At 64.6% G+C, this 20,953-nt stretch carries 22 protein-coding genes and 1 pseudogene; 12 read left to right on the top strand and 11 right to left on the bottom strand.

Going from position 1 to position 20,953, the window contains the following annotated elements; translation table 11 throughout:
- A complete protein-coding gene (locus DB708_RS22035; protein ID WP_108925606.1) occupies positions 1-768 on the top strand; it encodes a WecB/TagA/CpsF family glycosyltransferase in 768 nt (255 codons plus the stop codon).
- On the opposite strand, the gene DB708_RS22030 is transcribed toward DB708_RS22035, so the two are convergent.
- From DB708_RS22030 to DB708_RS22010, 5 genes are all read right to left on the bottom strand, one after another.
- Positions 755-1,279, bottom strand: a complete 525-nt coding sequence (locus DB708_RS22030) for a D-glycero-alpha-D-manno-heptose-1,7-bisphosphate 7-phosphatase (RefSeq protein ID WP_108925605.1) — start codon at positions 1,277-1,279, stop codon at positions 755-757. The two genes, DB708_RS22035 and DB708_RS22030, sit on opposite strands and share 14 nt — an antisense overlap.
- Before the next feature lie 2 nt (positions 1,280-1,281).
- Positions 1,282-1,899, bottom strand: a complete 618-nt coding sequence (locus tag DB708_RS22025; RefSeq protein ID WP_201263581.1) for a D-sedoheptulose-7-phosphate isomerase — start codon at positions 1,897-1,899, stop codon at positions 1,282-1,284.
- Positions 1,887-2,903, bottom strand: a complete 1,017-nt coding sequence (locus DB708_RS22020; protein WP_108925603.1) for a GHMP family kinase ATP-binding protein — start codon at positions 2,901-2,903, stop codon at positions 1,887-1,889. Before DB708_RS22020 ends, DB708_RS22025 begins: the two co-directional genes overlap by 13 nt.
- Before the next feature lie 83 nt (positions 2,904-2,986).
- Complete coding sequence (locus DB708_RS22015) at positions 2,987-3,700, bottom strand: TIGR03943 family putative permease subunit (RefSeq protein WP_108925602.1); 714 nt, start codon at positions 3,698-3,700, stop codon at positions 2,987-2,989.
- Positions 3,697-4,692 (bottom strand): permease, encoded by a 996-nt coding sequence (locus DB708_RS22010; protein ID WP_108925601.1) that lies wholly within the window; start codon positions 4,690-4,692, stop codon positions 3,697-3,699. The genes DB708_RS22015 and DB708_RS22010 overlap by 4 nt, the downstream gene beginning before the upstream one ends.
- A gap of 118 nt (positions 4,693-4,810) precedes the next feature.
- Between DB708_RS22010 and DB708_RS22005 the strand changes: the two genes are divergently transcribed.
- Positions 4,811-5,560, top strand: a complete 750-nt coding sequence (locus DB708_RS22005; RefSeq protein ID WP_108925600.1) for a class I SAM-dependent methyltransferase — start codon at positions 4,811-4,813, stop codon at positions 5,558-5,560.
- On the opposite strand, the gene DB708_RS22000 is transcribed toward DB708_RS22005, so the two are convergent.
- On the bottom strand, positions 5,557-5,808 hold the full coding sequence (locus DB708_RS22000; RefSeq protein WP_108925599.1) for a hypothetical protein: 252 nt from the start codon (positions 5,806-5,808) through the stop codon (positions 5,557-5,559). The genes DB708_RS22005 and DB708_RS22000 overlap by 4 nt on opposite strands.
- A 180-nt stretch (positions 5,809-5,988) precedes the next feature.
- Between DB708_RS22000 and DB708_RS21995 the strand changes: the two are divergent.
- Positions 5,989-7,130 (top strand): annotated as a pseudogene (locus DB708_RS21995) (GTP-binding protein).
- 9 nt (positions 7,131-7,139) lie between these two features.
- On the opposite strand, the gene DB708_RS21990 reads toward DB708_RS21995, so the two are convergent.
- Both DB708_RS21990 and DB708_RS21985 read right to left on the bottom strand, forming a co-directional pair.
- The gene (locus DB708_RS21990) at positions 7,140-7,397 is read right to left on the bottom strand and encodes a type B 50S ribosomal protein L31 (RefSeq protein WP_108925598.1); all 258 of its coding nucleotides are present in this window, start codon (positions 7,395-7,397) and stop codon (positions 7,140-7,142) included.
- 178 nt (positions 7,398-7,575) lie between these two features.
- Positions 7,576-7,929, bottom strand: coding sequence for an ArsR/SmtB family transcription factor (locus DB708_RS21985; RefSeq protein ID WP_108925597.1), 354 nt, complete (start codon positions 7,927-7,929; stop codon positions 7,576-7,578).
- A gap of 104 nt (positions 7,930-8,033) precedes the next feature.
- On the opposite strand from DB708_RS21985, the gene DB708_RS21980 reads away from it, so the two are divergent.
- The 5 genes from DB708_RS21980 (at position 8,034) to DB708_RS21960 (ending at position 13,597) form a co-directional block, all read left to right on the top strand.
- Positions 8,034-9,965, top strand: coding sequence for a heavy metal translocating P-type ATPase (locus tag DB708_RS21980; protein WP_108925596.1), 1,932 nt, complete (start codon positions 8,034-8,036; stop codon positions 9,963-9,965).
- Between the two features lie 5 nt (positions 9,966-9,970).
- On the top strand, positions 9,971-10,810 hold the full coding sequence (locus DB708_RS21975; protein WP_165839890.1) for a mycofactocin-coupled SDR family oxidoreductase: 840 nt from the start codon (positions 9,971-9,973) through the stop codon (positions 10,808-10,810).
- Between the two features lie 87 nt (positions 10,811-10,897).
- The gene (locus tag DB708_RS21970; protein WP_108925595.1) at positions 10,898-11,296 is read left to right on the top strand and encodes an ArsR/SmtB family transcription factor; all 399 of its coding nucleotides are present in this window, start codon (positions 10,898-10,900) and stop codon (positions 11,294-11,296) included.
- Positions 11,293-12,330: a cation diffusion facilitator family transporter gene (locus DB708_RS21965; RefSeq protein WP_108925594.1), complete on the top strand. Its 1,038-nt coding sequence runs from the start codon at positions 11,293-11,295 to the stop codon at positions 12,328-12,330. Before DB708_RS21970 ends, DB708_RS21965 begins: the two co-directional genes overlap by 4 nt.
- A 28-nt stretch (positions 12,331-12,358) precedes the next feature.
- Positions 12,359-13,597 carry a thiolase family protein gene (locus DB708_RS21960; RefSeq protein WP_108925593.1) on the top strand — a complete coding sequence of 413 codons (1,239 nt, stop codon included), beginning with the start codon at positions 12,359-12,361 and terminating at the stop codon, positions 13,595-13,597.
- Between the two features lie 40 nt (positions 13,598-13,637).
- Here the strand turns inward: DB708_RS21960 and DB708_RS21955 are convergent, their stop codons facing one another.
- Both DB708_RS21955 and DB708_RS21950 read right to left on the bottom strand, forming a co-directional pair.
- Positions 13,638-13,892 carry a hypothetical protein gene (locus tag DB708_RS21955; protein ID WP_108925592.1) on the bottom strand — a complete coding sequence of 85 codons (255 nt, stop codon included), beginning with the start codon at positions 13,890-13,892 and terminating at the stop codon, positions 13,638-13,640.
- Between the two features lie 27 nt (positions 13,893-13,919).
- On the bottom strand, positions 13,920-14,648 hold the full coding sequence (locus tag DB708_RS21950; RefSeq protein WP_108925591.1) for a VC0807 family protein: 729 nt from the start codon (positions 14,646-14,648) through the stop codon (positions 13,920-13,922).
- Positions 14,649-14,769: 121 nt separating this feature from the next.
- On the opposite strand from DB708_RS21950, the gene DB708_RS21945 reads away from it, so the two are divergent.
- Both DB708_RS21945 and DB708_RS21940 read left to right on the top strand, forming a co-directional pair.
- Entirely contained in the window at positions 14,770-16,245 is a 1,476-nt protein-coding gene (locus tag DB708_RS21945) for a cytochrome P450 (protein WP_165839889.1), read from the top strand.
- A 126-nt stretch (positions 16,246-16,371) separates the two neighbouring features.
- Positions 16,372-17,907: a molybdopterin-dependent oxidoreductase gene (locus tag DB708_RS21940; RefSeq protein ID WP_108925589.1), complete on the top strand. Its 1,536-nt coding sequence runs from the start codon at positions 16,372-16,374 to the stop codon at positions 17,905-17,907.
- Positions 17,908-17,911: 4 nt separating this feature from the next.
- Here the strand turns inward: DB708_RS21940 and DB708_RS21935 are convergent, their stop codons facing one another.
- Positions 17,912-18,112: a hypothetical protein gene (locus tag DB708_RS21935; protein ID WP_108925646.1), complete on the bottom strand. Its 201-nt coding sequence runs from the start codon at positions 18,110-18,112 to the stop codon at positions 17,912-17,914.
- Between the two features lie 139 nt (positions 18,113-18,251).
- Here DB708_RS21935 and DB708_RS21930 point away from each other — a divergent pair, with 139 nt between their 5' ends.
- Positions 18,252-19,136, top strand: a complete 885-nt coding sequence (locus tag DB708_RS21930) for a PaaX family transcriptional regulator (protein WP_201263580.1) — start codon at positions 18,252-18,254, stop codon at positions 19,134-19,136.
- Between the two features lie 94 nt (positions 19,137-19,230).
- Positions 19,231-20,949 (top strand): 2,3-epoxybenzoyl-CoA dihydrolase, encoded by a 1,719-nt coding sequence (gene boxC, locus DB708_RS21925; protein ID WP_108925587.1) that lies wholly within the window; start codon positions 19,231-19,233, stop codon positions 20,947-20,949.
- The last annotated feature ends 4 nt before the right edge of the window (positions 20,950-20,953 follow it).

Raw genomic sequence — 20,953 nt, 5'->3', positions numbered from 1 at the left:
ATGCGGCCAACCAGGATCCAGGTGGGCGATCTTTGGTTCGATGCCCTCACCCAACACGAGGTCGTCGAAGTCGTGCGCAAAGCCTGGGCCGACGGCAGGGGCGGCTCGATCATCCCGGTCAACATCGATGTGGCCCGCGCAGCCAGTCGCGACGCCGTGCTCGCCGAACTGATAGCCAGGGGATCGCTCGTCGTCGCCGACGGGATGCCGCTGGTGTGGGCGGCGCGGCTGCGAGGTGAGACGTTGCCGGAGCGGGTGGCGGGCTCGTCGCTGATCCAGCCGTTGAGCGCGGCGGCGGCGGCCGACGGGAAGTCGATCTATTTCTTCGGCGGCGCCGAAGGGATACCGGACCGAGCGGCCGCGGCGCTCGCCACGCAATTCCCCAGCCTGCGCATCGCCGGCGCCCAGTCGCCCGCGTTCGGCTTCGACAACACCAAGGATGGCGCGCGGCGTGCGGTCGCCGCCGTGATCGCCGCCAAACCCGATCTGGTCTTCGTCGGTCTGGGTTTCCCCCGTCAGGAACGCCTGATGGAGCAGCTGACCCAGCAGCTGCCCAACGTCTGGTGCCTGGCCTGCGGCGGCGGGATCGGCATGACGGCCGGCGTGGTTCGTCGGGCGTCGCCGCTGCTGCAACGGCTCGGACTTGAGTGGGTGCACCGGCTAATGCTCGAACCGCGGCGGCTTTACCGCCGGTATCTGCGCGACGATCTGCCGTTTGCGCTCGCGCTGGTCGCCCGGTCGATAGTTCAGCGTTTCAGGCGAGGATGAGCCGTACGGCGGCGGCGAGGTCGGCGACGACGAAGTCGGCGTTGTCTGCGCCGCCGGCGCGCAGCAGCACGGTCATCGCGCCGGCCGCCCGGCCCGCCTGCACGTCGGCGTCACTGTCGCCGATCATGACCGACTCGGCAACGTCGAAGCCGTGCTCTACTGCCGCGCGAATCAGCATGCCGCCCAACGGCTTGCGGCAGTCACAGCTGTTCGCCGCGTGTGGGCAGTGATAAGCCGCGTCCAGGTGCGCGCCCTGCGCGGCGAGAAGCTGCGACAACCGGTCCTGGATGGCGACGAAATACGTTGAGTCCGAAGATGGTTCGGACAGCCAGCGCTGATTGGTCACCAAGACCGTGCGCAGGCCGGCCGCATTCAGCGCGGCTATCGCCGTGGCGGCGCCGGGTAGCAGAACCAGCTCCTCGGGCGATCGGATGTACTCGCCCTCGGCGGCTTTGACGTTGATGGTTCCGTCGCGGTCCAGAAATACGGTGCGGACGTTTCGCAGGTCCATCGTCAAGAGGGTCTGGGAAACAGTGCGGCTTCGACCATTTCGCAAATGGTGTGGCCGAGGTGCAGGCACGCCTCCTGAATCCGCCCGGTGTCCACACTGGGCACTCGGATGCAGATCTCGGCGACGTCGGCGACCTTGCCGCCACGGGCGCCGGTGAGCGTCACCGTCGTCATCCCGGCCTGGCCGGCCGCCTCAAGTGCACGCACCACATTGGGTGAATTGCCCGACGTGGTCAAGCCGACCACCACGTCCCCCGGCCGGCCGGCGGCGAGTACCTGGCGGGCGAAGACCTCGTCGTAGGAGTAGTCGTTACCGATCGCCGTGATCGCGGCGGTGGCGTCCGGGAGGCTGATCGCGGCCAGGCCCGGACGGTCAAAAGCGAAGCGGCCCATCAGCTCGGCGGCCAGATGACCCGCGTCTTGTGCGGAACCGCCGTTGCCGAAGAAGATCACCTTCCCGCCGGCCCGCAGCGCGTCGATCAGCACGCGCGCCACCTCGACGGTCTGCGCGGCGAAAGCCCCCGACTGCATCTGCTGCTTGACCGCGATCGTGTCTGCCAGCCGCGCTTGGACCGTCTGGACACTCGGCGTGACGACATCTGACGTGCTCATGCCTGCCATGTGGTCAATCCCTTACTCTCAAAAGCGAATTCGGTGATCGCAGCCCCGGCGCCCTCGAGGGCTTCAATGAGACGGTGCTTCTTGGTGAAGTCGCAGAACAGCAGGATGTAGCCACCACCGCCTGCGCCGGTGATCTTGCCGCCGAGCGCGCCGTTGCGCAACGCGAGGTCGTAGAGCTCGTCGATGCGCGCATTGGTGATGTAGGGCGACATGCGTTTCTTCTGCATCCACGCCTCGCCGAGCAGGGCACCGAAATCGTTCAGCTTGCCTGTCAGCAGTGCGGCCTTCATGGCCACAGCCAGTTCCTTCTGGGCGCGTAGTCCGGCGAGTGTGTCGTCGGCACCCGTGGCGGCGCGCCGGGTTTGGTCCTCGATCACCCGTGCGGAGTCCCGGGTGATGCCGGTGTAGCAGAGCAGCAGGCTGAGCTCGAGCTCGAAGGCCGTCGCGTCACGGATGCGCAGTGGATTGACGATCACCCGGTCGGCGAACTCGATGAAGTTGAATCCGCCGAAGGTAGCCGCGTACATGTCCTGCATACCGCCGGCGATGCCGAGGTCCTCGCGCTCGATGGCGCACGCCAGCTGCGCGGTCTCGTACTCGCCCATCGGCGCCCGGTAGTGCTCGGCGAGCAGGCCCGTCAGCGCGACCATCATCGTCGATGACGAGCCCAGTCCCGAGCCGGGCGGGGCGCTGGATCGCAACACCAGGTCGTAGCCGTCCGTGCCGTCGCGGCCGAACCGCCGCACGGCAGCCTTGATCAGATCCAGGCTGCCGTCGTAGAGAATCTCGCTGTCGAGCGTCATCTCGTGGGTGGTCTTGAAGTCCACCGACTCGATGCTCACCTTGCGATCGGTACGCGGAGTCAGCGATCCGTAGGCGTAGCGGTCGATGGTCGCCGACAGCACACAGCCGCCTTCGAGCGTCGGGAAGGGTGGTACGTCGGTGCCGCCTCCGGCGAACGAGATCCGCAGCGGCGCCCGAGCGCGGATTCGTGGGCGTGTCATCCAGAGCCTCTTCCGACGTGATTCGCTGCGCGAGCCGACGCGAGCCTAACAGGCTAACCTGCAGTTATGTCGTTCTTTTGGGCTTACGAGTATGGATTCGCCGGCGCCGAGACGGGCGTGACCGAGACGGCCCGAAGCGTCGGGATCGGCGGTGTGTGAGGTTGCCGCTCGGCGGGAGTCACCACACCCTCCACTCGCAACCAGGTGTTGTCCGGGAACCCGAAAGTGCTGGCGCCGTCACGGTCGCGCAGATGCACGTGAGCCAGTTGGGCGTCGGCGGCGCAACAAATGATGACGACGCGGGCCAGGTCGATGCCGCCGGGTTCGTTCAGGGTGAAGCCGGTGACCGTGATCAGCCGGTTGTTCAGCGATCCCGTGCTGTCGTTGGCGGCCCGCATCATCACTTCCGCCAGCGAGATCTCCGGGGCCCGCCCCGGCGGCAACGGCGGAAATGCCTGGCGCAGAACGTCATTGGAGACGTTTGTGACCGATCCGGTGGCAGCCTGAGGCCGCAGCGCCGGGGGCGTCACAAAGCACAGCACCACGATAGGCACGGCGAGCAGCCACACCACGCCGCCGCGGTGCGCATGCCCATCTTCGGGACCATGGTCCGAGCCGCCCCGGCGGACATCTCCGACGATTGCCACCAGCGCCAGCCCGATCAGTAGCGCGGCGGTGAGTACCAGCCACGGCAACAGCGAGGGCTTGACGTAGCGGGTGAACACACCGGTCCCCACGATCAGCGCGATGCTGAGCCCGACCAGCAGCAGGATCGTGTTCTCGGTTTCGCGTTTCATCGGGCACCGCCCAGCAGCAGCACGCCGACAAGCGTGGCCGCCGCGGTGGCGACAACGAATGTGGCCGGGGCGAAGCGGGTGGCAAACGCCCGGCCGAACATGCCGGATTGCATCGCCAGCAGCTTGACGTCGATGGCGGGTCCGACGACCAGGAACACCAGCCGCGGGATCAGCGGAACCATCGTCAGGCTGGATGCCACGAACGCGTCCGCTTCCGAGCACACGGCCAGAATCACGGCCAGCGCCGCCATCACGAAGACGCCGAGAATCAGGTGCGCGCCAACGTGCTCGAAGATCCACGGCGGCACCAGAACGTGCAACGCCGCCGCCGCGGCAGCGCCCACCACCAGGTAGGCCGCCGCCTGCAAAAAGTCGTGCCGGGCCACTTCGCAGAAGAGCAGCAACTTCGACTGCGTCCCTGGACTGTGGGAATCGTGCGACGGCAGCCGACGGGTGATCCACTCGGTACGGCCCCACCGAGACCACCCCCAGCCCATCACCACCGCGGTCAGCAGCGACGCAACGACTCTGGCGATGACCATCTTCGGCTGACCCGGGAAGGCGACGGCCGTCGCGACCACCACGACCGGGTTGATGGCGGGCGCGGCGAGCATGAAGGTCAAGGCCGCCGCAGCGGCCGCTCCGCCGTCGCCGAACAACCGGCGCGCCACCGGAACCGAGCCGCACTCGCATCCGGGCAGCGCGGCGCCGGCCACACCGGCGGCAAGGACGGCCGCCGCTGGCCGCCGCGGCAGCCAGCGGACCAGCCGCTCGGGCGGCAGAAAGACCGCGATCAATCCGCTGACCACCACGCCCAGGCCCAGGAAGGGCAGGGCCTGGACGAAGACTCCGCAGAACACGGTGCCGGCGGTGGCCAACCCGTCGCTGTTGACGACGACTGCGCGCAGCCACGATCCGAAAATCGCGAAGCACACCAACCCGAAGACCAGGACTTCCATGGACCCGAAACGCGGTCGACGCTCGGCCCTCATCTAACCCACCCAGCCTGGGATCTCATGACAGTTGATGAAAACGATTATCACTGCGGCGAGCCCGGCGCCAGCACCCGGGCCACCGGCGCGGCGGCGCGATCCATTAGCGTGCAACGTAATGAGCCAGGATCCGGTCGAGTCGACCCGCGGCCTGCTGGGCCAGACCGCCGAGCTGCGACACGGTTTTCTCGACGTGTTGGGCGAATCGACGAGCGCGCCGGTTCCGACGGTCGCACAGCGTGCCATGAACAGCCCCTTCGTCGCGACGGTCTATGAACGGTTGTGGCGGCCGACCGCCTTCTACGCCGCCAGCGGCCTCACTCATCGTGCCGAACAGCAGCGTGCGGCGTCGGCACTGAAGCTGTCGACCGCCGGACAGTTGCTCGATGTTGCTTGCGGTCCAGGCAATTTCACCGCCCCGCTGGCCGCAGAACTGCCCGACGGCGGCCTGGCGGTGGGGTTCGACATCTCCGAGTCGATGCTGACGCGGGCCGTCGCCGACAACAGCGGGCCGCGCACCTGTTATGTCCGCGGCGATGCCCGCATGTTGCCGTTCGACGACCAAACATTCGACGCTGTCTGCTGTTTTGGTGCGCTGTACCTGATGCCCGAGCCGTTCCGGGTCGCGGGCGAGATGGTCCGGGTGCTCAAGCCCGGGGGCCGGATCGCAATCCTGACCAGCTATGCCCGCGAGGCGCTGCTGCTGCGGCAGCTGATGACCGCGACTGCAAGCACGATCGGGCTCACGATGTTCGGCAGACACGACTTCGTCGATCTCTTTGCGTCGGCCGGGCTTATCGACATCGAGCAACAGCGGCAGCGTGCGGTGCAGTTCGTCATCGCCACAAAGCCGGGCGCGACGGGCTAGGACGCTGCCTTACCCACGCCGAGAATCCGGACGACCGGCGTGCCCTCTTCACACTCGAGGATCCAGGGGGCGCCGCCGTTGACGGGTTCGGAGGTGAGCTTGAACATGACGGGCAATCCGGTCCGCTGCGACATCTGCGTGCAGTCGACCTGGAACAGCCGGTAGTCGCCGTGTTCGTGAATGGCCAGCGAGAAGCCCGGCTGAACCGATTCGACCGGGACCTTCTGCAGGTAGTAGTTGGTACTCATCCCGATCACGTTAGAGCCGACGCCGTATCTAATCCGAGGCCGAAACGCCCTCTTATCGAATGTTCAGCTAAATTTTGGGACCTCATCAGACTCGGGGCGTGACGCCAACCACGCGACGCGGCGACTCGCTGTGCCCGCGCCATCGGTTGCCCGCTTATTGAAAATCATTATCATTAAGCGATGGCATCACAGCGATCCGATCTGCTTCCGGTGACCGTCTTGTCCGGCTTCCTCGGAGCCGGGAAAACGACCCTGCTCAACCATGTGCTGGCGAACCGGGAAGGCCGGCGCGTCGCGGTGATCGTCAACGACATGAGCGAGGTGAACATCGACGCCGCCTTGGTCGCCGGAACGGGCTACCTGGACCGCACGGAAGAGAAGCTGGTCGAACTGACCAACGGGTGCATTTGCTGTACGTTGCGCGAGGATCTCATCGAGTCCGTGGCCCAACTCGCCGCGACGGGCCGTTTCGACTACCTCCTGATCGAGTCGACGGGGATCTCCGAGCCGATGCCCGTCGCCGCGAGCTTCAGTTGGGAGTTCGAGAACGGATTCAGTCTCAGCAGCGTCGCGAGGCTCGACACCATGGTCACGGTGGTCGACGCATCAACGTTTCTGAGTGAGCTCGCGCGCGGCGATGCGCTAGTGGCTCGCGACCTCGCCGTCAGCGACGCCGATATCCGCACCATCGCCGATCTGCTGGTTGACCAAGTGGAATTCGCCGACGTCTTACTGCTCAACAAAATCGATCTGGTCAGCGAGGAGGCCCGCGCCAGGGTGACGGCGGTGCTCCGGCGCTTGAATCCGTCGGCGCGCATGGTAACCACCGACCACGGCCGGGTGCCGCTCGCGGAGGTACTGGGCACCGGCCTGTTCGACCCGGATCTGGCCGCCGAGTCGCCGGGCTGGGATCAGGAGATCAGCGGCGGCCACACACCCGAAACCGAGGAATACGGCATCAGCAGTGTGACGTTCCGTGCGCGGCGCCCGTTCCACCCCCAGCGCCTGCATGCCGCACTCGAAGAGATGCAGGGTTTGTTGCGCAGCAAGGGGTTCTGCTGGATCGCCAGCCGACCCGAGGTCGCGGCGGTCTGGTCGCAGGCCGGACCTAACTTGATGATCGAGCCGGCGCAATATTGGGTCACCGCCGACTTCCGTCCGGGGCAAGAAATCGTGTTCATCGGGTCAAGCTGGACCGCGACCGGATCTTGGGCCTGATGACGTCGGCGCTGCTGACCGACACCGAACTGGCCGCCGGCCCGAGGCGCTGGATCACCTATCCCGACCCGCTCCCACCGTGGAGTGCCGTTCACGCCCACTAAATTCTGTCATCAACTTCGTTTGCCGTAGCGGCGGTGGAATTTCTCCACTTGCCCGGCGGTGTCGAGGATTCGGCGCCCGCCGGTCCAGAACGGGTGTGAGTCCGAGGTGACCTCAACAACCACAAGTGGATAGGTCTGCACGCCCTGCGACGTCTGCCACTCGATGGTGCGCGAACTCGTCATCGTCGATCGGGTGAGAAACGTCGCGCCGGTAGTCGCGTCCTGGAAGACCACCGGGTGGTAATCCGGGTGGATGTCGGGCTTCATCCGCAGTCCGCTCCTGTTACTTGTTGACAATCATTTTCATTAACGCTACCAGTACGGTACCTGCCGCCAAGGGTGTTGTCGAAAATCATTTTCAATAATGGGAATGCGCCACCCGGCTACACAGCGAATCATGTTGCGCCTCAGGATATTACGTCGACAGAAGGAATGGCCGCCGAGTTCAGGCGGAGGTATCGCTGGCGCCGAGACGCAGATGATCGATGTGATAGACGGCCTCGTCGAGTAGTTGAGCGACGTGAGTGTCGTAGAGGCGGTAGACGATGTTGCGGCCGCTGCGGTCACCGGTAACCAGGCCGAGCGCCCGCAGCAGCCGCAACTGGTTAGACACCGCCGGCTGCTCCATCCCGACCGCAGTCGACAGTTCGCCGACCGAGCACGGGGATTGCCGTAGCCGGGTCAGAATCATCAGCCGGCTGGGTGACGCCAAGGCTTGCAGTGTCTCGGCGATCCTGCTGGCCGACGCGGGATCCAGGGCGGCCGGTGGCGGCACCCGCCCGTTGACTCCGTGTCCCATTTGTCAATTGAAGCACGCGTCCACAAACCGATACGATACATGTATAACTCTCAATGTGTACATGTAGAGATGTTTTGTTCGGCGATGCGGATGGAGCCGTTTCGATGAGTAGCACCACCGTGCAGCCGACGCGCACGCCGTTGCCAGGGCAGCCACACGTCTCGGGTCTGTGGTCAATCGCGTCGATCCGGTGGGCCACGGTGGCCCTGGTGCTGTTCACGGCCGGACTCACGGCTCAGCTATTTGACGCCCCCTGGTGGAGCTGGTGGGTCTTCTACCTGGCGTGCTACGCCACCGGCGGCTGGACACCGGCATGGGAAGGCTTGCAAGCGTTACGTTCTCGCACGCTCGACGTCGACCTGCTCATGGTGGTCGCCGCCATTGGCGCGGCGAGCATCGGCCAGATCTTCGACGGCGCCCTGTTGATCGTAATTTTCGCCACGTCCGGCGCATTGGAAGACGCGGCGACCAAGCGCACCGAAGATTCGATCAAGGGGTTGCTCGACCTCGCACCCGATCGCGCTGTCCGCGTCGACCCCGACGGGATCGAAGTATCGGTCAACGGCGAAGACCTTTGCATCGGCGACCTCGTCAGCGTGCGCCCCGGTGAGCGTGTATCGGCGGACGGCGTCGTCGTCGACGGGGCCTCCGATGTCGATCAATCGTCGGTGACCGGGGAGCACATGCCCGTCGGTAAGTCCATCGATGACGAAGTATTCGCGGGCACGCTCAATGGCGCTGGGGCACTGCGTATTCGCGTGATCAAAAACCCGTCCGACACCGTCGTCGCCCGAATTGTGGCTCTTGTCGCCGAAGCGTCAGCCACCAAAGCCAAGACGCAACTGTTCATCGAGAAGGTCGAGCAACGCTATTCCGTGGGCGTCGTGGTGGCGACCCTGGCGCTGTTCGCGGTCCCCCTGGTTTTCGGGGCCGGCCTGCAGTCCACGTTGCTGCGGGCGATGACGTTCATGATCGTGGCGTCGCCGTGCGCGGTGGTGTTGGCGACCATGCCGCCGCTGCTTTCGGCGATCGCCAACGCCGGGCGTCAAGGCGTCCTGGTCAAATCGGCGGTGGCGATGGAACACCTCGCGGACACCACCCAGGTGACCATCGACAAGACCGGAACCCTGACGACGGGAACGCCGCAACTCACCAGCATCGCCTCGATCGACGACCGATACTGCGACAACGATGTGCTGCGGATCGCGGCCAGCGCAGAGCAATTTAGCGAGCACCCACTCGGCCGCGCGGTGGTGGCTGCCGCCCGCGCACGCGCACTCCGAATTTCGGAAGCAACGGAGTTTCGAGCGCTTCCCGGTCGCGGCGTGCGCGCACGTGTCGCGGGCCAGACGGTCGAAGTACTGAGCCCGCGGGCCTTTCACAGCAATCCGCCCGCCGCGAGCAGTCTCGAAAGCCGAGGCACCACCGCAGTTCTCGTCATCGTCGACGCAGTACCGGTGGGCGTGCTGGGACTGGACGATACCGTGCGCGAGGGAGCCGACGCGGTGGTCGCCGCGATCACCGCGACCACGTCCAGGCCGCCGGCCCTGCTGACCGGGGATACCAGGCCGGCAGCAGAACATCTGGCCGCACAGGTCGGGATCGCAGATGTCCGGGCCGACCTGCTGCCCGATGACAAGGTCGCCGCCGTGCGGCAGCTACAGGCCGACGGTCAGCGGGTGTTGTTCGTTGGTGACGGCATCAACGACGCACCCGCCATGGCCGCCGCGCACTCGTCAATCGCGATGGGCCGCAACGGGTCCGATCTGACCTTGGAAATGGCCGACGCCGTCACGGTCCGAGACGAACTCAGCACGATCCCGGCCATCGTTGCCCTGTCGCGTCGCGCCCGCCGCGCCGTCATCGTCAATTTGGTCATCGCGGCCACGTTCATCACCGGACTCGTCATCTGGGACCTGGTCGGCCACCTGCCACTGCCGCTCGGCGTCGCAGGGCACGAAGGGTTCACGATCGTCGTCGCGCTTAACGGATTGCGACTCCTGAGCGGGCGCGCGTGGCGGTCAGCGATATCGTGATCGCCATGACAGGCGGCAGAGTGGCAGGCAAGGTCGCGTTCATCACGGGTGCTGCGCGCGGCCAAGGCCGCGAACACGCCGTCCGCCTCGCCGAGGAAGGCGCGGACATCATTGCCGTAGACATGTGCGGCGACATCGAAGGTGTCAACTATCCGGGAGCGACGGAGGCCGATCTCGACGAAACCGCGGCGCTGGTCGAGAAGTTGGATCGGCGCATCGTGACCGCCAAGGCCGATGTCAGAGACCTCGCAAGTCTTCGCGATGCGTTGCAGCACGGGATCGACGAGTTGGGCCGGCCCGATGTGGTGGTTGCCAATGCCGGCATCAGCGGCAGTCCGGCGCCCGCGGCGCTGATTGAAGAAGCAGCCTGGCAGACCATGCTCGATATCAACCTCACCGGGGTCTGGCACACCATCAAGGTTGCGGTGCCGCATATGTCCGACGGCCGCGGCGGATCCATTATCTTGGTGAGCTCCATGTTGGGACTGCGCGGCGGCGGATACATGGCGCATTACGCCTCGGCAAAGCACGGCGTTGTCGGCTTGATGAACTCACTTGCGAATGAACTTGCACCGCAGTTGATTCGAGTCAACTCGATCCACCCCGGCAACGTGTTGACGCCAATGATCGACAACGAACAGTTCCACCGCACCCTGCGGCCGGACCTCCCCAATCCAACCATGGCCGACACGGCCGCGGTGATCGGCCACTTCCACATGCTGCCCGTGCCGGTGATCGAGGCGCGTGCGGTCAGTAATGCCGTGCTGTTTCTCGCATCCGACGAGGCGCAGTACATCACCGGAGCGGCATTGCCGGTCGACGCGGGGGCTGTCGCGAAGTTCTGAGGGGACCCCGATTCACCACCAGGCATACGACTAACGGCGCGCAGACCGTCAGACGCGAGGCACCGCCCCATAAGCTATTATCTACGTATGTATGCAGATAATGCTGCAGAATCCCTCACGGAGGATCAGGTCGGCCTGATCGTCGATGTCTTCCGAATGTTGGCCGACCCCACCCGCATTCGGGTGCTGTGGGCACTAACCGAAGGCGAGTCGTCGGTCAACGACCTCGCCGAAAAGGTGGACAAGCCCGCACCGTCGGTGTCTCAGCACCTGTCCAAGCTGCGAATGGCGCGACTCGTCCGCACCCGCCGCGCCGGCACCACGATCTTCTACGCGCTGGAAAACGACCACGTCCGCCAGTTAGTGATCGATGGGGTTTTCAATGCCGAACACGCCGGCCCCGGGGTGCCGCCCCATCACCGAGGCGACGCGAAAGCACGGGGCATCGCGACCGACCGTCGGCCTCGAAAGGTGAACGCGCGATGAGCGATCACACCCACGAACATGGACACGATCACCACCATCCGAAGGGATTGTGGGCCGGGATCAAAGGGGCTTTTGCGCCGCATTCCCACGACGCGGCCGACAGCTTTGACACTGAGCTGGAATCCAGCGCCGACGGCATCCGCGCGGTCAAGGTCAGCCTGCTGGTCCTGGGCGCGACCGCCATCGCGCAGATCGTCGTCGTGGTCCTCTCCGGCTCCATCGCGCTGGCCGCCGACACCATCCACAACTTCTCCGACGCACTGACCGCAGTGCCGCTTTGGATCGCATTTTCGTTGAGCACCAAGGCCGCAACCCGCCGCTACACCTACGGGTTCGGCCGGGTGGAAGACCTGGCCGGTCTGTTCGTGGTCGCGATGATCACGCTGTCGGCCATGGTCGCCGGTTATGAGGCTGTCGAGCGGCTGATCAATCCCCGGCCCATCGACCACGTCGGCTGGGTCGCGGTAGCCGGTCTGCTCGGGTTCCTCGGTAACGAATGGGTTGCCATCTACCGCATCCGAGTTGGACGACGCATCGGTTCAGCCGCACTGGCCGCCGACGGCCTGCACGCCCGCACCGACGGCTTTACCTCCTTGGCGGTGCTTATCGGTGCCGGCGGTGTGGCGCTGGGCTTTCCGCTTGCCGACCCGATCGTCGGCCTGGTGATCACGGTGGCCATCTTGGCCGTGCTTGGCACGGCGGTGCGAGATGTGTTCCGCCGTCTGATGGACGGCGTCGATCCGAAACTCATCGACGCTGCCGAAGCCGCGCTCGTCGCCAGGCCGGGCGTACGTTCGGTGCGCAACGTACGGATGCGCTGGATCGGACACCGCCTGCACGCCGATGCCGAGCTCGACATTGACCCCGCACTGAGCCTGGCGGCCGCGCATCGCATTGCCCACGAATCAGAACACGATCTGATTCACGCCGTGCCCAAGCTGACCACCGCCATGATCCACGCCTATCCCGCCGGAGGCACCAACGCGGCCCAGCAGCATCGCGATAGCACCGAGTCTCGCTCCCACCACCACTGACCACACCGAGATACTTGAAAGGTCAACCATGACTGAGGCTTACGTCTTAGGTGGCGTGCGCACGCCGTTCACCCGCTACGGCGGCACGCTGTCCGGCATCCGCACCGACGAGCTGCTGGGCATGACCATGAAAGGTGCGTGCGAACGCGTCGGAGTGCCCCTGGATGCCGTGGAAGACATCATCGCCGGCTGCGTGAATCCCGCGCACGAGGGAATGGGTGACATTGCCCGCTGGGCCGCACTCGCGGTCGGATTCCCCGATAGCGTCGCGGGGGCAACCCTCAATCGGTACTGCGGGTCGTCGCTCAGCGCCTTGGTCAGCGTCAGCCATGCCATCAAAGCCGGCGACCTGGGTGTAGGCATCGCGTGCGGGGTCGAATCGATGTCACGGTCGGGGTGGGCGCTGATGAAGGGCGAAGCACCGTTTAGCCCACGCGGGCCGGTGCTCATGCTCGACACCATGTGGTCCGGCGCGGGCGGTCCACCCAACACCATCCTGCTCGCCCGCAACGCCTACATCGGCATGATCGAGACCGCGCAGAATGTCGCCGACCGGTACTCGCTGAGCCGCGAGGAGATTGACGCGTTCGCGCTACGGTCCCAGCAGCACGCCAAGGCCGCACGCGACCGCGGCCGGTTCGCCAAGGAGATCATGAGCGTGCCAATCCCGGCGACGAAGAAAACCCCGGCGCGGCTGGCCGAGCATGACGAATTCATCCGCGATGACACCACTGCCGAGACACTGGCCGCCCTGCCAGTCCAGCCGGGCACCACCCAGATGACCGCGGCCAACTCCACTCCGCTCACCGACGGCGCGAGCGCGGTCGTCGTCGCCTCGGGTGAGAAGGCGGCCGAACTCGGGATAGAGCCACTGGCCGGGGTAGTGTCTGGCGCTGTATACGGCATCGACCCACTCATCATGGGACTGGCGCCCGCGTGGGCTATCCCGATGGCGATCCGCCGGGCGGGTCTGACTCCCGAGCAGATCGACGTGTGGGAAGTCCATGAGGCTTTCAGCGCCCAAGCACTCGGTGTGTTGCGCGAACTTCCCAACCAGCTCGGAGGTTTCGTGATTCCCGACGACAAGCTGACACCCAACGGCGGAGCTGTCGCGATAGGACATCCGTTCGGCGCCACCGGAACTCGCTACGTTCTCACCTTGGCCACCGAGCTGCATGAGCGCGGCGCCCGCTACGGCGTCATCGGAGTATGCATCGGGTCGGGCCAAGGGGTCGCCGTCGTGCTGGAGAATCCCCGCGTCGCCTAGAGGTTTCGCCAAATCTGTTCGTAATTAACCGGACTCGATGTCAGATCGGCATTCGGTAACCGTAGAACTCGTGGTCCTCGTTGTAGCCGCCTTGCCCGAACCCGAGATGGTCAAAGCTTTCCACAAACTCGATCGCCTCGATCCACTTGACCTGCTTGAAACCGATCTCGCGCAGTGCATGGCGCATGTGAGCCGTAGTGGCGAACCGCAAATAACCTTGATAAAGAACGTAATTCGCGCCTACCTGGCGCGGCAGCCAACACTTGAAATTTCCGGACGTGTCCAATGCGTCCATGCTCAAATGTCTATTTTGAGCGCGCTCTTAACGAGATTGCTCTGGACTGGCGTGGGCGGATGGGTCGGCGCGCTCGGCAGCCACTTGGTCACGTTGCTGAACGAATCTGCGGAGCAAAGCGATGGCACCCGCGATAGACAGGATGAGCAGCGTCGGGCCGATCGCCACAATGAGGATCTGGGAGACGTCCACCGGAAAGGTGAAAATCCAGACGATCGCTACCAACGGAAACAGGCCGCAGAGCAGGCCAAGACCGGCGCACAGCCGGGCGTGCAGGCCATGCCAGTCCTGAATGTCTTGCGGTGTCCACCCCCGTTGGGGCAGCGCGGTGGCTGCGAGGCTGGGGACGATCGCGCTGGCGATTTTGACCGAGGTCGGCCTGCGCAGCAGGCCGCTCGCGGCGAGCGACCACACCAGCAGGGACACGGGTATGAGTTCGATGACCTGCACGATGCGCGGGTTCTTTGTGATGAACGCGATGGTCAACGAGCAGGCGGCACCGAGCATCACCAGGCCGTTGATGGGTTCGAACTTTCGTTTGCGCACCATGGTGAGCAACCCCTGCGCCGCAGCGACCACGATCGCGCCGACCAGAGCCAAATATGGTGCTATATCCAGCAATCGCAGCCCGTAATAGCCCACCAGTGGCGGCGCGGTGTTGATCACCGTGTTCTTGATGTACTCCCGCAGGCTTCTCGGAGTATCGATGTGCGTTTCCGCGGATGCGGCGCCGACAGCGGGCATCGGTCGTGGCATGGCGGCAGCTCCCTTCTTTGATCGCGGTGCACTGTGCGCTGCGCGTCTTCGCCGGATCCCTTAGCCAGTCCGAAATGTTCGGGCGGCCGAAATATATGGTTAGGCTACCCTAAACATGCTAGTGAGGCAGGAGGAGAAGCACGCGATGGGTCACCCGCCTGACGGCACTTCCCGCCCTCCGTTAACCCACCCGCTGCGCTCGCGGAGCGATCTGCGCAGGATCGCTCGCGGGTGGCCGCAGTTCATTGAGGGACTCACGCGGTTCGGCGACGCGGTCGAATGGTCGATCGGTCCCATGCGTGAGACGTTGTTTTTCCACCCAGAACAGATCGGTGAAGTTCTTGCCGCGGCGGGTGCCAATGGCCCGCTGGGCCGAACGCTGGTGGGCGGCTTTCAAGAGCACGCGCACGTCATCGGGAACAAGGGCCTGGTCATGAGTGAAGGGGCTCTCTGGAAGAAGCAGCGGCGGATCTTGCAGCCAGGCATGCACAGGCAAAAAATCTCCGAATACACCAACACCATGGTCGATTTGGCCGAAGACATGTGCGATCAGTGGTCCAGCGGCGAAGTCCTCAGCATACGGGCCGAGATCGAACGGCTTACCAGAGGGATCATGACAAGGACCTTGTTCGGTGCGGATCTGACCAAGTCGGAAAGCGATGAGATCAAACGCATCATGGATCGGCAGCTGTTTTTGAATAGCATGGAGTTTGTCCTCGGGAACTGGTTACCCCCGTGGGTTCCGACACCCTTGAGGACCGGCCTGCGCGCCGCATCGAATCGGTTGAAAGTGCTCTTTCGAGCTGTCGTTGAGCGGCGCCTCAACGAGAGCCACGAGCTGAGGTTAGATCGCGATACCGATTTGCTCGACATGCTCCTGGAAGCGCGAGACGACAACGGTACGCCGATGCCGGAAGCGCAACTGCTCGACGAGATGCACAACATGTTCCTCGGCGGCTACGAGACCTCGGCTAATTCTCTGGGCTTCATCGGCGCCATCCTGGCACGGCGGCCGGAGCTGCAAGATCGGATCGCGATAGAGGTCGAACAAGCGGTCGGCTGCGGCAAGCCGGCATTCGAACACATCAAGGGCCTACCCGTGATTGAGGCGGTGGTCAAAGAGGCACTGCGCCTGTACCCGCCCGTTTTTGCGCTGCCGGGGCATGTGGTGAAAACACCGACTACGCTGTGCGGCTACGACTTTCAACCTCGACAGCGAATTATCGTGTGCCCCTATGTGACACAGCGAGATCCGCGTTGGTTCGCAGACCCGCATGAATTCCGACCCGAACGCTGGCTGGATGGGTCCACTCAAACCATGCCCAGATTCGCCTGGATTCCCTTCGGCGGCGGTCCTCGTGTGTGCTATGGCCAGAACTTCGCGATGGCGGAGATGATCCTCGTCCTGGCCACAGTGACACGCCGATTCAAATTCTCGCTACCCGCTGGATCCTCGAACGATGTCAAGACGGGGGTGAGCCCAACGTTCATGCTCAAAGTGAAAAACGACGAGGTGGCCGTCACTGCGCGTACCGCTAGGACCCGCGAAGGCAACAACGCAATATTCGATTCTCTGACGGAAACCTTCCGGTCCTGAACCGTCAAACCAGTGCGCACGTAGGTCGTGGATCTTGGCCGGCATTTCGACGACGTCAGCGGTGGGGGTTCGCTTGCCCGGCAAGGTTTTTACTGTGTTCTAGGTGGACGCGAGTAGAGTAATCCGATGGCTGTCGCCCCGTCGAATGAGCGGATGATCGCCGGAGTTGCCGCCGCGGCCGTCTCGCTCGGGGTAGCCGAGCTGGCGGGCATCTCGTTCGGCGCGCGGGCCGATGCACGTGCCGCAGTCGGCTCGGTGGTCGTCGACCTGACACCGGGACCCATCAAAGAATGGGCGATTCAAACCCTGGGCTCGCTGGACAAAATCTTCTTGGCCATCGTCGTGCTCGTGGTGATCGCCACCATCGCGGCGCTGGCGGGGAGCTTCGAAACTCAGCGCCGCCCGGTCGGCAGCGCTGTGATCGCCGCGGCGAGCGTCCTCGGATGCACCGCAGTGCTGTCACGGCCGGGCGCGACGTTGCTCGATACGATCCCCACGGTCGCGGGCACCGTCTGCGGCGTGGCGATCCTGCGCCTTCTCACCCGCCGGTTCTGGCCCGACCTGAAAGACCCGGCCGACGACGAGCCGGACGCGCGCAGGCGTTCGCTGGTGGTGTTCGGCTTGCTCGGATTCGGCGTAGTCAGTGGTGTGCTGGGTGCGGCCATCACACGATTGGTGCATTCGGTGGCCGCCGACCGCAACGCGGTCACGCTGCCCACACCGCGCATACCGGCTCCAGCTATACCTGCCGACGTGCAGCCGAAGGGCGTCGCGCTACCGAGTTTTATCACCGCCAACACCGACTTTTACCGGGTGGACACCGCACTGAGTGTTCCCCAACTCAGCCACGGCGACTGGCGGCTGCGCATCCACGGCATGGTGAACCGCGAAGTCACCTACAACTTCGACGACCTCGCCCACTTCGACGTGGTCGAGATGGTGACGACATTGACCTGCGTTTCGAATCCCGTTGGGGGAAAACTGATTTCGACAGGCGTATGGCGGGGCTACCGGATGTCCGACCTGCTGGCGTCAGCCGGTGTGCACGCGAACGCCGACATGGTGCTCTCTACGTCGATCGACGGATTCACCGCGGGCACGCCAGTGCAGGCCCTCACCGACGGCCGCGAGGCGCTGCTGGCGGTGGGCCTCAACGGTCAGCCGCTGCCGATCGAGCATGGCTACCCGGCCCGGCTGGTGGTGCCGGGGCTCTACGGGTATGTGTCCGCCACCAAGTGGGTCGTCGACGTGGAGCTGACTCGTTTCGACAGGGCAAAGGCGTACTGGACGCGGTTCGGCTGGGCGGCGCAGGCGCCGATCAAGACCGAGTCGCGCATCGACGTGCCGAAAGACGGTCAGAAATTGGCGACGGGATCCGTAGTGTTCGGCGGTGTCGCATGGGCACAGAATCGTGGGGTACGGGCCGTGGAGGTCCGCATCGACGACGGCGGGTGGCAGCCCGCCGAACTGGGAGCGAGTTATTCCACCGCGACCTGGCGATTGTGGAGCTTCGGATGGCAGGCGAAAACCCCTGGGAGGCACACCATCACGGTGCGCGCCACCGACAACACCGGGGCTACTCAAACTTCGGATCAGGTCGGTAGCGTCCCCGACGGCGCCACCGGCTGGCACACGGTAGCCTTCACCGTGGCGGAGACCTGACGGACTATTTCGACGAGATCTTCCGCCAGCTGAATACCGCGATCACGATGCCGATCACCACCGTGATCGGACCAATGATGGACCAGGTTGTGGTGTTGCTCATCGGGCTACCACCAAGCACTCCGAATCCCTGCAGCGCCCAGATCAGACCAAATGCTGCGACGAGCAACCCGACCGCGAATGTGACGACGAATGCCCTACTCATATAGGGGATCTTAGGCGCCGCAGCGTTGTTGTCCCATGCTGCCAGGACGCGAAGTGCCGCCGGCTCGACAACTAAGACGGCGGCGGCCGCCACGACAATGAGAAGCTTGAGGTTCGCGTGCTTGGCGAAGGAGGGCGACGTGGCGGGAGTGTCGCGGCGAGGCGATGCGGGCGACGAACGCCCTGAAGTCGTCCCATCCATGAGTCGGCGGCATCAAGCCGGTGATTCGAGCACCCGCTCACTGCTCATGACGATCCTGGGTGAGTTCGTGCTACCGACCGACCAACAGGTCTGGACCGGCACTTTGGTGCACGCAATGACCACGCTGGGTGTCGAAGAGGGGTCCGCGCGTCAGGCGCTGGCACGTACGGCCGCGCAGGGATGGCTATCGTCAAATCGGGTGGGCCGTCGGGCGCGCTGGTTCCTCACCGATGCGGGGCGGCAGCTACTCGCCGAAGGTGCCCAGCGCATCTACACCTTCGGATCCGACGAATCGTCGTGGGATGGCCGCTGGCTGGTGGTGCTGGTCTCGATACCCGAATCGATGCGCGTCCTACGGCACAAGCTGCGCGCGCAATTGAGCTGGGCCGGATTCGGCTCGCCGTCACCGGGCGTATGGATCTCGCCGAGGACGGCCGTAGCCGCAGAAGCCAAAGACATCCTGGACAACCTGGAGTTGTCGAGCAAGGCGCTGTCGTTTGTCGCCGAGTACGGTGCGCTTGGCAGCGAGCGAGACATGGTCAACGACGCGTGGGACCTGACCGAAATCGACTGCCGCTACCAGGAATTCATCACCGAGTTCAGCGGACTCGCACCGGAGACGCCCGACGACGTGTTCGACGCCCAGATCAGGCTGGTACACGAGTGGCGCCGATTCCCGTTCCTCGATCCACAGCTTCCACCCGTATTGCTGCCACCGCACTGGACCGGGACACCTGCGGCCCGGCTCTTCAAGGATCAGCGTCAGCGCTGGCATGACGGCGCCCAGCGCCGGTGGCGCGAGTTCGCCGCCGAGGCCGAATAAATCCACCGCGGAATTATTCTACAGATTCTTTGCGATCCGCAGCAATAGTGTCTTATATTGGAGCGGCATGCGGCTCCCACCCCTAGGAGGACCGATGGCAGTCGGCATCGATGTCGGACACGTGACTGACCTCGGCGCACCCCCGGCGCCCGATGTCTGCTTCGACACCGATCCCGGCCAGTACCGGCATTGGAACCTGCGCCTCGACGGCGAGGTGGCGTGGCTGGTGCTCGACGTATCCGAGGACGGCGGACTGATACCCGGCTACGAGCTGAAGCTCAACTCGTATGACCTCGGTGTCGATATCGAGCTCTACGACGCAACGCAGCGACTGCGATTCGAACACCCAGAGGTCAAGACCGTCATACTCACCAGCGGCAAGGAGAAGGTGTTCTGCGCGGGTGCCAACATCGGGATGCTGGCGGCCTCGACGCACGAATGGAAAGTGAACTTTTGCAAGTTCACCAACGAGACCCGCAACGGCATCGAGGACGCCACCGAGCACTCGGGGCAGACATATCTGGCCGCGGTCAACGGCTCCTGTGCGGGCGGCGGCTACGAACTTGCGCTGGCATGCGACCACATCCTGCTGGTGGACGACAACTCGTCGGCGGTATCGCTACCCGAAGTGCCGCTACTGGGCGTGCTGCCCGGCACCGGCGGACTCATTCGCGTCGTCGACAAGCGTTGGGTGCGAAAGGATCTAGCGGACGTATTCGCCACCCGTTCCGACGGCGTACGCGGCAAGACCGCTGCGCAGTGGGGGCTGGTCGACGAGCTGGCCACGCCGCGCCAATTCGACGACGCGGTCCGCCGCCGCGCCACCGAACTCGCCGCGCGCTCCCAACGCCCCTCAGACGTCCACGGCGTCGAACTCGTTGCGCTGAAACGACAGGTCGGTTCCGACAGCATCAGCTACGACTACGTCAGCGCCACCATTGACCGGAAGAATTCGACCGCCACCATCACGCTCCATGCCCCGGCTCGGCCTGCACCCGCCGACTTCGACGAAGCCGCCGGGCAGGGAGCCGCGTTCTGGCCACTGGCGCTGACACGTCAGCTCGACGACCTCATCCTGCGGCTGCGGACTAACGAAACGAAGATCGGCATCTGGCTATTGCAGACCCAGGGCGACATGGCCACCGTCGATGGTTACGAACGTCTGCTACTGGAAAATGCTGAAGGTCATTGTCTTGCCAACGAAATCGTGCTGTATTACAAGCGGGTGTGCAAGCGGCTGGACGTGACCAGCCGCAGCCTCATCGCCCTGATTGAACCGGGCAGTGCCTACACCGGGATGCTGACCGAGCTGGCCCTGGCGTGCGACCGCCAGTACATTCTCGATGGCCCGCCGCTCGACGACGAGAACAGCGAGTTGCGTGCGAGCCTGCGGCTAACGGCCGCCAACTTCGGCGCCTTTCCGATGGGCAACGGCCTGAGTCGGCTGGAGTCGCGCTTCTACGGCCACCGCGATCACTTAACCCTGTTGCGGGACAAGGAAATGGGCATTGAATTGACCGCGGGCCGCGCCGCCGATCTGGGGCTGGTTACCGCCGCCCCCGACGACATCGACTGGCAGGACGAAATCCGGGTCGTAGTCGAGGGTCGCGCGGCGCTGTCACCGGACGCCTGCACCGGCATGGAGGCCAATCACCGCTTCGTCGGTCCCGAAACAGTCGAGACCAAGATCTTCGGCCGGCTTTCGGCCTGGCAGAACTGGATCTTCTTGCGGCCCAACGCTTCCGGCCCCGAAGGGGCGCTACGCCGATACGGCACCGGAAAATCGGCCAACTTCGACACAAAGCGGGTATAGCGTC

The sequence above is a fragment of the Mycobacterium montefiorense genome (assembly GCF_003112775.1).
Lineage (GTDB): Bacteria > Actinomycetota > Actinomycetes > Mycobacteriales > Mycobacteriaceae > Mycobacterium > Mycobacterium montefiorense.
The sequence above is the reverse complement of the archived record's forward strand: the minus strand, read 5'-3'. Positions and strand labels throughout refer to the sequence as shown.